This is a genomic window from uncultured Thiocystis sp., assembly GCF_903866365.1.
Lineage (GTDB): Bacteria > Pseudomonadota > Gammaproteobacteria > Chromatiales > Chromatiaceae > Chromatium.
Window position 1 is genome coordinate 20,956 of sequence record NZ_CAIPNF010000075.1, and the last position, 8,357, is coordinate 29,312.

Annotated in this window: 10 protein-coding genes; 4 read left to right on the forward strand and 6 right to left on the reverse strand. The window is 63.2% G+C overall.

The genetic code is table 11. The features are described 5' to 3' along the window. Nucleotides 1-9 precede the first annotated feature (9 nt). From QZY07_RS05020 to QZY07_RS05045, 6 genes are all read right to left on the reverse strand, one after another. On the reverse strand, nt 10-1,494 hold the full coding sequence (locus QZY07_RS05020; protein ID WP_295400300.1) for an RNA polymerase factor sigma-54: 1,485 nt from the start codon (nt 1,492-1,494) through the stop codon (nt 10-12). Between the two features lie 183 nt (nt 1,495-1,677). Further along, nucleotides 1,678-2,403: an LPS export ABC transporter ATP-binding protein gene (gene lptB / locus QZY07_RS05025; RefSeq protein WP_295400302.1), complete on the reverse strand. Its 726-nt coding sequence runs from the start codon at nt 2,401-2,403 to the stop codon at nt 1,678-1,680. Nucleotides 2,404-2,488: 85 nt separating this feature from the next. Continuing rightward, the gene (gene lptA / locus QZY07_RS05030) at nt 2,489-3,046 is read right to left on the reverse strand and encodes a lipopolysaccharide transport periplasmic protein LptA (protein ID WP_295400303.1); all 558 of its coding nucleotides are present in this window, start codon (nt 3,044-3,046) and stop codon (nt 2,489-2,491) included. Continuing rightward, complete coding sequence (lptC, locus tag QZY07_RS05035; protein WP_295400305.1) at nt 3,043-3,669, reverse strand: LPS export ABC transporter periplasmic protein LptC; 627 nt, start codon at nt 3,667-3,669, stop codon at nt 3,043-3,045. The genes lptA and lptC overlap by 4 nt, the downstream gene beginning before the upstream one ends. Next, on the reverse strand, nt 3,669-4,187 hold the full coding sequence (gene kdsC / locus QZY07_RS05040; RefSeq protein ID WP_295400306.1) for a 3-deoxy-manno-octulosonate-8-phosphatase KdsC: 519 nt from the start codon (nt 4,185-4,187) through the stop codon (nt 3,669-3,671). The genes lptC and kdsC overlap by 1 nt, the downstream gene beginning before the upstream one ends. Before the next feature lie 40 nt (nt 4,188-4,227). Beyond that, entirely contained in the window at nt 4,228-5,247 is a 1,020-nt protein-coding gene (locus QZY07_RS05045; RefSeq protein ID WP_295400307.1) for a KpsF/GutQ family sugar-phosphate isomerase, read from the reverse strand. A gap of 403 nt (nt 5,248-5,650) precedes the next feature. Here QZY07_RS05045 and QZY07_RS05050 point away from each other — a divergent pair, with 403 nt between their 5' ends. Genes QZY07_RS05050 through QZY07_RS05065 form a run of 4 tightly spaced genes read left to right on the forward strand, consistent with a single transcriptional unit; the run spans nt 5,651 to nt 8,355 of the window. Beyond that, nucleotides 5,651-6,481 (forward strand): ABC transporter ATP-binding protein, encoded by an 831-nt coding sequence (locus tag QZY07_RS05050; protein ID WP_295400314.1) that lies wholly within the window; start codon nt 5,651-5,653, stop codon nt 6,479-6,481. Next, entirely contained in the window at nt 6,481-7,263 is a 783-nt protein-coding gene (mlaE, locus tag QZY07_RS05055; protein WP_295400309.1) for a lipid asymmetry maintenance ABC transporter permease subunit MlaE, read from the forward strand. The genes QZY07_RS05050 and mlaE overlap by 1 nt, the downstream gene beginning before the upstream one ends. Before the next feature lie 4 nt (nt 7,264-7,267). Continuing rightward, complete coding sequence (gene mlaD / locus QZY07_RS05060) at nt 7,268-7,735, forward strand: outer membrane lipid asymmetry maintenance protein MlaD (RefSeq protein ID WP_295400311.1); 468 nt, start codon at nt 7,268-7,270, stop codon at nt 7,733-7,735. Continuing rightward, nucleotides 7,735-8,355: an ABC transporter substrate-binding protein gene (locus QZY07_RS05065; protein WP_295400313.1), complete on the forward strand. Its 621-nt coding sequence runs from the start codon at nt 7,735-7,737 to the stop codon at nt 8,353-8,355. Before mlaD ends, QZY07_RS05065 begins: the two co-directional genes overlap by 1 nt. The last annotated feature ends 2 nt before the right edge of the window (nt 8,356-8,357 follow it).

Here is an 8,357-nt window from a genome sequence, read left to right on the forward strand (position 1 = left end):
AACGACCTGTCAATCCAGGCGTTTGCGCTCGTTCGAGGGTGGGAGACCCATTGCCTCGCGGTATTTGGCGACTGTTCGGCGCGCGACATTGATTCCCTGATCCGCCAGCTCCTTGGCAATTTTATCGTCACTTAAGGGTTTCCTGGTGGATTCCGCCGCGATCAGTTTGCGAATCAGGGCGCGGATCGCCGTGGACGAACACTCGCCGCCAGAAGCGGTATTGACGTGAGAGGAAAAAAAATATTTGAACTCGAAAGTGCCGCGCGGCGTGTGCATGTATTTCTGCGTGGTGACCCTGGAGACGGTGGATTCGTGCAATTCGAGCGCCTCGGCAATGTCGCGCAGAATCATCGGCCGCATCCCCTCGTCACCCTGTTCGAAAAAATCCTGCTGCATTTCCACAATCTTGGACCCGACGCGCAGGACGGTATCGTTGCGGCTCGCCAGACTCTTGATGAACCAGCGCGCTTCCTGCAGATGGCTTTTCAAGGTCGTGCCGTCGGCGCTTTGATCGGAGCGGCGAATCAGTCGCGCGTAGTCCGCGTTCACTCTGAGTTTAGGCATCGCTTCGGGATTCAGCTCGACGAGCCAGCGACTTTCCAGCTTGCGCACGAAGATATCGGGTACAACGTACTCCGAAGGGGCCTCCTCGATCAAGGATCCAGGTCGCGGATTGAGTCGGAGAATGAGCTCGATGGCGCGGACCAACTCCGGCTCCGGTTCATTGAGCAGACGCGCCAGCGCGGCGATGTTTTTTCTCGGCAGATGTTCGAATCCGTCGCGGCAGATGGCGATGGCCAGGTCGCGAAAAGGGGTTTCCGAGGGCATCTGCCGCAATTGAATCAGCAGGCATTCCCGCGGATCCCGCGCGCCCACCCCGGGCGGGTCGAGCGACTGGACGCGATGGAGCAGGGTTTGCACCTCATCGGCGCCGATCTCCGGGTGGTCGATCGTTGTCAGCAGGTCGTCGATGTCGGTGCGCAGATAACCGTCCGCGTCGATGGCGTCGATGATCGCCTGGGCAATCATGAAGTCGCGCTCGTTGAGACGGCTGAGGTTCAACTGCCAGGCCAGATGGTCGTGCAGCGTTTGCGGGCGGCTCTGCTGGGCAAGAGGATCGTAGTCCGCGCTGTCATCGCCGCCATGGACGCTGGTGGGAAGATAGCTGTCGTAGACATCCTCCCATTGCGTATCGACCGGGAGCTCGTCGGGCATCTCGTTGGACTCGGCCGGAACCTCCCGATCGATCCGCAGATCCTCCTCCTTGCGCGTGCGCGCGGCCTCCTCGATCGGCTGGATCCGGCTGTCGCCCGCCTCGCTGGCGCTGAAGCGCTCGGCCTCGTCGCCTTCTTCCAGCATGAGGTTGGTGTCGAGCGCTTCCTGAATCTCTTTTTGGAGTTCGAGCGTGGATAATTGCAGAAGCTTGATCGCCTGCTGCAACTGGGGCGTCATGGTGAGGTGTTGACCGAGGCGAAGCTGGATGGATTGCTTCATGGAGCGCGAGTGCGTCTTGAGATGATCCCGTTCGAGTGCGAAAGCGATGAAGCGCGTTTTTGGCGATTCTAGCCCATTTCAATCCCCCCGCGCGTTCCTTGTGTCTCGGTGGCGAGAGAAGATGACGATTTCATCTTACACCCTTACATATTGTGACGTGGACGTTAAATCGAAGTTTAAAGGCTACATGGAAAAATTGGCGCCCAGATAAACATCCCGAACCTGTTGGTCGGCGAGCAGATTGGCTGGTACCCCGGCGGCGATCACGGTCCCGGCGTTGATAATGTAACCGCGGTCGCAGATGTCGAGCGTCTCGCGGACATTATGATCGGTGATGAGTACGCCGATCCGACGGTCGCGCAGATGCGAAACGATGGCCTTGATATCTCCAACGGCGATGGGATCGACGCCGGCAAAGGGCTCGTCGAGCAGCATGACGGTCGGATCCACGGCCAATGCGCGGGCAATCTCCAGACGTCGGCGCTCGCCGCCCGAGAGGCTGAGCGCGAGCGAATCGCCCACATGCGCGATCCCGAGTTCTTCCAGCAATTGCTCGCAGCGCCGCTCCCGCGCGGGACGCTGAAGATCCCGGCGCGTCTCCAGGATCGCCAGGATGTTTGCGCGCGCGGTGAGTTTGCGAAAGACCGATGGCTCCTGGGCCAGATAGCTGAGTCCGGCGCGTGCCCGCGCATGCATGGGCAAGCGGGTAATGTCGCGGCCGTCGAGCAGAATCCGGCCCTGATCGGCCGCGATCAAGCCGACGATCAGATAGAAACAGGTGGTTTTTCCGGCCCCATTGGGTCCAAGCAGACCCACGACCTCACCCGGATTCACCTCGACGCTGACCCCCTGCAACACCTGGCGACCGCGGTAGCTTTTTTTCAGATGTTCGGCATGCAAGGCGGACAATGCGCTTTCCTCGTGCAGGGATGGGCGTCGGTTTGAGCGAAAGCGAGCTTGTTCGCGCCAACGCTGCCGGTAACGCGGGCTCCGCTCAGGGCGATGCCGGGGTAATGGTGATCTTGACCCGCCCCGTGCCGCCGGCGCGAAACTGTGCCCGTGCGCGATCGTAAATGATCCGTTCGCTGGCGAGTCGGTCCGCGCCCTGGATCAACAAGGCATCGCCGATCAGGATCAATTCGTCCTTGTCGGCGTCGTATTCCATGCGTTGGGCGGACGCCTGGACTTCGCCCTGATCGTTGTCGAGTTGTTGCCGGTAGTGAGCGGGCGCTCCCAACGCGATGATCAGTCGGGGCTGACGATCTGCGCGATGATAAACCGTCACATGGTCGGCGAGCAGTCGCATGCTGCCCTGATCCACCTGAACATTGCCGACATAGATGCTGGTGCTGTCAGTCTCGCGTACCTCGACATCATCGGCCTCGATGAAGACTGGCTGCCGGACATCGTCCTTGACGGCCCAGGCTGGCATCCAGACAAGCTGCAAAAAGCACCCGGCCAGGAGCGGGATGCGCCACCAGGACCGCCGCGCGCCGCGCGGCGCTGCGGTCGAGGGCAAGGACCGACGCCAGCGCGACTGAAGAATGCTCATGGCCGCGCCTCCGGTGCAGGCGCGGTCTCCGGCGCGAGCCGGATGCGGGCGCGGCCATGAAACGTGGTCCGTGTCGGTTCGGTATACCAGAGCTGCATGCCGTTGGCGGTCAGCAGATCGCCGTCGCTGCGGATGCGGACCGGACGATCGGTTTCGGCGAGCGACGGCTTGCGCCAGATATCGATTTGTTCGGTTTCAAGGTGCGCCGGACGGGTTTGCCCGTCGCCCTCCCGATCCAGCCGGACATCCCCGACGAGTCGCACCTGATCGCCGCCGGCGAGCACGAGTCCTTCCAGGGCGCGCACCTTCCAGGGCGGGCCATCGGGTTGGAACAGTTCCATGCGCGGACGGTCGAGTTCGGACCGATCTTCGTCGAGAAAATGGCGTAGCTCGTCGGCCAGCAGGCGCCGGTTTGGCTGGCCGGCTTCGTCGGTTTCCACTGCGGCAAAGTTCAGGACGACGTAATCCGGCAGGCGCGGGCGGGCGTTCAACGCAGGCGCTTCGTCGGGACGCGATTGGAGCTGCCACCAGGCAACCAGGCCGGAGACGGCGAAGCAGGCCGCCAGCAGCCATTGCCGATACGACCAGAGCGGCTGACCAATCAGCGATGCGTATGCGGTCATCAAAAGCGGCTCATCACGCGCTCCAGGGTGCCTTGGGCATCCAGGATCAACTCGCAGACCTCGCGCGCGGCCCCCTGTCCGCCGCCGGCGCGGGTGTGCCAATGGGCATGCTGCTGGACCCGCGGGTGGGCGTCGCCAACGGCGATCGCCAGACCGACCTGGCGCATGATCGGCAGGTCCACGACATCGTCGCCCACATAGGCGATGACATCGTCCGTGAGCGACAGGCGTCGCTTGAGTTCCTCATAGGCGGGCAGTTTATCCCGATAGCCCTGGTAGATCTCCGAGATACCGAGATTTTCCATGCGCAACTGCACGACCTTCGAGGTGCGTCCGGTAATCACCGCCAGGCGGACGCCGGTTTCCTGAAGTAAGGTCATACCGAGACCGTCGCGCGAGTGAAACGCCTTGTATTCCTGGCCGTCATCGCCCAGGTAAAGACTGCCATCGGTCAGCACGCCGTCGACATCGAAGATCACCAGACTGATTCGCGCGGCACGTTCCTGAATGTCTTGCATACACTGATAACCCCTTGCGATCTGACGAAAAGCGGCGGGATTAAACCACGCCCGCCCGGAGCAGGTCATGCATGTTCAATGCCCCGATCAGGCGTCGGTACCGGTCGAGCACCAGCAGGCCGTTGATCGACCGGGACTCCATCAGATGGAGTGCCTCGGCCGCGAGCGCGTCGGCGGCGATGGTGGTGCACTGGCGCGTCATCACCGCATCGATCGTCGTCTGGTGGACCGACACGCCTTGATCGAGCGCGCGCCGGAGATCGCCATCGGTGAAGACACCGGCCAGCACGCCGTCGGCATCCACCACGGCGCTCATACCCAACCCTTTGTGAGACATTTCGTCCAGGGTGGACAGCAGCGAGGTGCCCAGCGTCACGCAGGGCAGCCGCTCGCCGCGATGCATGATATCGTCGACATGCAGTAACAGTCGGCGTCCGAGAGTGCCGGCCGGGTGCGAGCGGGCGAAGTCCTCGGCCGTGAACCCGCGACTTTCGAGCAGCGCGATCGCCAGCGCGTCGCCCATCGCCAGCGCGGCGGTCGTGCTCGACGTGGGCGCGAGCCCCAGCGGGCAGGCCTCGCTCGCCACGCTGATATCCAGGCTCGCATCGGCTTCGCGGGCGAGGGTGGAATCGCGCCGGCCGGTCATGGTGATCATCGGCACCCCCAGCCGTTTGAGAATCGGCAGGATGGTCAGGAATTCTTCGGTCTCGCCGGAGTTGGAAATGGCGAGCACCACATCGCGCGGGGTAATCATCCCCAGATCGCCATGACTCGCCTCGCCGGGATGGACGAAAAAGGCCGGGCTTCCCGTGCTGGCCAGGGTCGCGGCGATCTTGCCGCCGATGTGCCCCGATTTGCCCATGCCGAGCACCACGATGCGGCCCTCGCAGGCGAGCATGTAGCGGCAGGCCAGGATAAAGGTATCGTCAACCCGCTGCGCCAGCGCGGCGACCGCGGCGGCCTCGGTCTCGATCACCGCGCGTCCGAGCGAGATGATCTTCTCCGCCTCGCCAGGGGCGAGGCGGGCCTGTCGCGCGCCCAATTGTCGTCTGTCTGTCATGCGTGACCGAAACCCCTGCCGGTGCGATGGCTTGAACGTTGTGTCGAAACCGCGTCCCGCACGACACCGCGGTGTTGTCACAGGGAACCGGCTGCGCGGGAGCCGACCGCCCGCGCGGAAGGCGCGGTTGATGAGGCGAGACAAAAATACACTAACGCATATCCCGCTGTCCCGTCCAACGGCGACGGGTTGAGTTCGCGCGGATCGCGGGCTTTCGGCATCACTTGACGCCCCCCTGTCCGCTCGCCAAAATGGCGCCCTTTGCCGATGACGCGATGAGTCACGGCGAATGATCGTTTCGACGGGTCGATAATCAGGAACCGCACACATGGATTACGGCAACACTGATCCGCTGTCTCGGCAACCGCTGGCCGTCGATGCACGGTCGGCTGATCGGGCGTGCATGCGGGAACAACCTTTCGCAACCGCCTCCGATGTGCTCGTCAGCATTCGTGGCTTGAGTTTTCGGCGTGGCGACAGGTTGATTTTCGACAACATTGACCTTGACATCCGCCGGGGCTCGGTGACCGCCGTCATGGGGCCGAGCGGAAGCGGCAAGACCACCCTGCTCAAACTGATCACCGGCCAGCTCCATCCGGATGCCGGTCGTATCGAGGTCGACGGCGAGGATGTCCATCGGCTCGACAAGGCCGGACTGTACCGGCTACGCCGGCGCATGGGTATGCTGTTTCAGAGTGGGGCGCTGCTGACCGACCTCACGGTGTTCGAGAACGTCGCCTATCCGCTGCGCGAGCATACCGACCTCTCGCCCTCGCTGCTGCGCAAGCTGGTGTTGCTCAAGCTGGAGGCCGTGGGTCTGCGCGGCGCGCGGGATCTGCTGCCGAACGAATTGTCCGGCGGCATGGCGCGGCGAGTGGCGCTTGCCCGCGCGATCGCGCTGGATCCGTTGATGCTCCTCTACGACGAGCCCTTCACGGGTCAGGATCCGATTGCCATGGGGATGCTGGTCGCCTTGATTCGTCAACTGAACGACGCCGCTGGCCTGACCAGCATCCTGGTCTCGCACGACGTGCGCGAGACCGCGAGTATCGCCGATGATCTCTATGTCATCGCCGAGGGACAGATCATTGCGCACGGGACGCCGGCGGAACTCGCTGCGGATCCTTCGGCGTGGGTCCGCCAGTTCATGGACGGCTTGCCGGATGGGCCGATGCACTTTCATTACCCGGCACCCTCGCTGGAAGAGGATTTTCGCACGCGGGGAACCGTCTGATGCGATTTGAGAGCCTGGCGCGTCTCGGACGCGTTGGATTGGGCGCGCTGGAGCGACTGGGACGGGGGCATCTGTTGCTCGTCGGTATCGTCCTGGGTGTCGGCGAGATTTTGCGCCGCCCCGGACTGCTGTGGGCGCAGATCTTCAACATCGGCGTGCTCTCGCTGTTGATCGTCGGCGTCTCGGGTCTGTTCGTCGGCATGGTGCTGGGATTGCAGGGCTATTATGTGCTGGCCCAGTTCGGCGCGGAGCAGAGCCTGGGGGTCATGGTCGCGACCTCGCTGGTCCGCGAACTGGGACCGGTCGTGACCGCGCTGCTGGTCGCCGGACGCGCGGGCTCGGCGCTAACCGCCGAGATCGGCCTGATGAAGGCGACCGAGCAGTTGTCCGGTCTGGAAATGATGGCGGTGGACCCCATTCGACGTATCCTGACCCCGCGCTTTTTCGGCGGCGTGCTGGCCATGCCCCTGCTGGCGGCGATCTTCAGCGCGGTGGGCGTGATCGGCGGTTATTTCGTGGGCGTTGGACTTCTGGGGGTCGACGATGGCGCCTTCTGGAGCCAGATGCAGTCCAAGGTCGATTTCGAGGAAGATGTGGTCAACGGCATGATCAAGAGTCTGGTGTTCGGTGTCGTCGTCACCTGGATCGCCTTGTTTCAGGGGTACGACAGCGTGCCGACCGCCGAGGGCGTGAGCCGCGCGACGACCCGTTCGGTGGTGCACGCGGCACTGGTGGTGTTGGGTGTCGATTTCGTGCTGACGGCATTGATGTTCGGAGACTGAGCGCATGGGCAAGCAACACCGGATCGAAGTCATGGTCGGCACCTTCATGGTGCTGGGTTTTCTCGCGCTGTTTTTTCTGGCGATGCGGGTTAGCAATCTGAGCCTGGACACCGACGCCGATGGCTACCGCCTGAGCGCGCGCTTCGCGAACGTCGGCAGCCTCAAGGTTCGTTCGCCGGTCACCATGGCCGGGGTCCGCATTGGGCGGGTCGAGGAAGTCCGTTTCGACAAGGCAACCTACGAGGCGGTCGTCATCGTCCGCATCGACGCGGGGATCGATACCATCCCGGAGGATACCTTCGCGAACGTCTTCACCTCCGGACTGCTCGGCGAGCAATATCTCGGACTGGAGCCGGGCGGCAGTCAAGACTATCTGCGCGATGGCGACGAGATCGCCAATACGCAGTCGGCGCTGGTCCTCGAGCAGATGATCGGTCAATTTCTGTTTAAAAAAGCCGGAGAAAGCGGCTGATGATTCAACGACGTCAATTTTTATGGTTAGCACTCGGTCTCCTGCCCCTGGCCTGGGGCGGAAACCTCCTGGCCGCGCAGGATGAGGCGACCGCCCTGGTCCAGCGTACGGCGGAGCGGATGATCGCCACGCTGGAGGCTCGCCGCGGCGAGGTGGAGCGCAACCCGTCTCTGATCTATGGCATGGTCGAGAGCACCGTGGCGCCGCATTTCGATTTCGAGCGGATCACCCAGGGCGCGCTGGGCCAATCCTGGCGCCAGGCCACGCCCGAGCAGCAGCGCCAACTGGTCAACGGCTTCAAACAGGTGCTGATCCGCACCTATGCGCGCTCGCTCCTGAGCTATTCCGGCGAGGAGATTCGCTACCTGCCGGTCAAGCCCGGCAGCCGGCCATCCACCGTCACCGTCTCGACCGAGGTGCGCGAGCCGGGCGCGGCCCCGATCCCGGTCGACTACCGGATGTACAACAGCGGCGGTGGCTGGAAGGTTTACGATGTCGTGATCAACAACGCCAGCCTGGTCGGGAACTACCGCAGCAGTTTCGCCAACGAGATCCGCCAGACTGGGATCGACGGACTGGTCGCGAAGATGAGCGACATGAATACTCAGGGGCTGAATTGAGC

Bases quoted from the DNA above. Each gene is read 5' to 3' on its own strand.
- QZY07_RS05020 (WP_295400300.1), bottom strand. From the start codon at position 1,494: ATGAAGCAATCCATCCAGCTTCGCCTCGGTCAACACCTCACCATGACG.
- lptA (WP_295400303.1), bottom strand. From the start codon at position 3,046: ATGAGCATTCTTCAGTCGCGCTGGCGTCGGTCCTTGCCCTCGACCGCA.
- lptC (WP_295400305.1), bottom strand. From the start codon at position 3,669: ATGACCGCATACGCATCGCTGATTGGTCAGCCGCTCTGGTCGTATCGG.
- kdsC (WP_295400306.1), bottom strand. From the start codon at position 4,187: ATGCAAGACATTCAGGAACGTGCCGCGCGAATCAGTCTGGTGATCTTC.
- QZY07_RS05045 (WP_295400307.1), bottom strand. From the start codon at position 5,247: ATGACAGACAGACGACAATTGGGCGCGCGACAGGCCCGCCTCGCCCCT.
- QZY07_RS05050 (WP_295400314.1), top strand. From the start codon at position 5,651: ATGCGGGAACAACCTTTCGCAACCGCCTCCGATGTGCTCGTCAGCATT.
- mlaE (WP_295400309.1), top strand. From the start codon at position 6,481: ATGCGATTTGAGAGCCTGGCGCGTCTCGGACGCGTTGGATTGGGCGCG.
- mlaD (WP_295400311.1), top strand. From the start codon at position 7,268: ATGGGCAAGCAACACCGGATCGAAGTCATGGTCGGCACCTTCATGGTG.
- QZY07_RS05065 (WP_295400313.1), top strand. From the start codon at position 7,735: ATGATTCAACGACGTCAATTTTTATGGTTAGCACTCGGTCTCCTGCCC.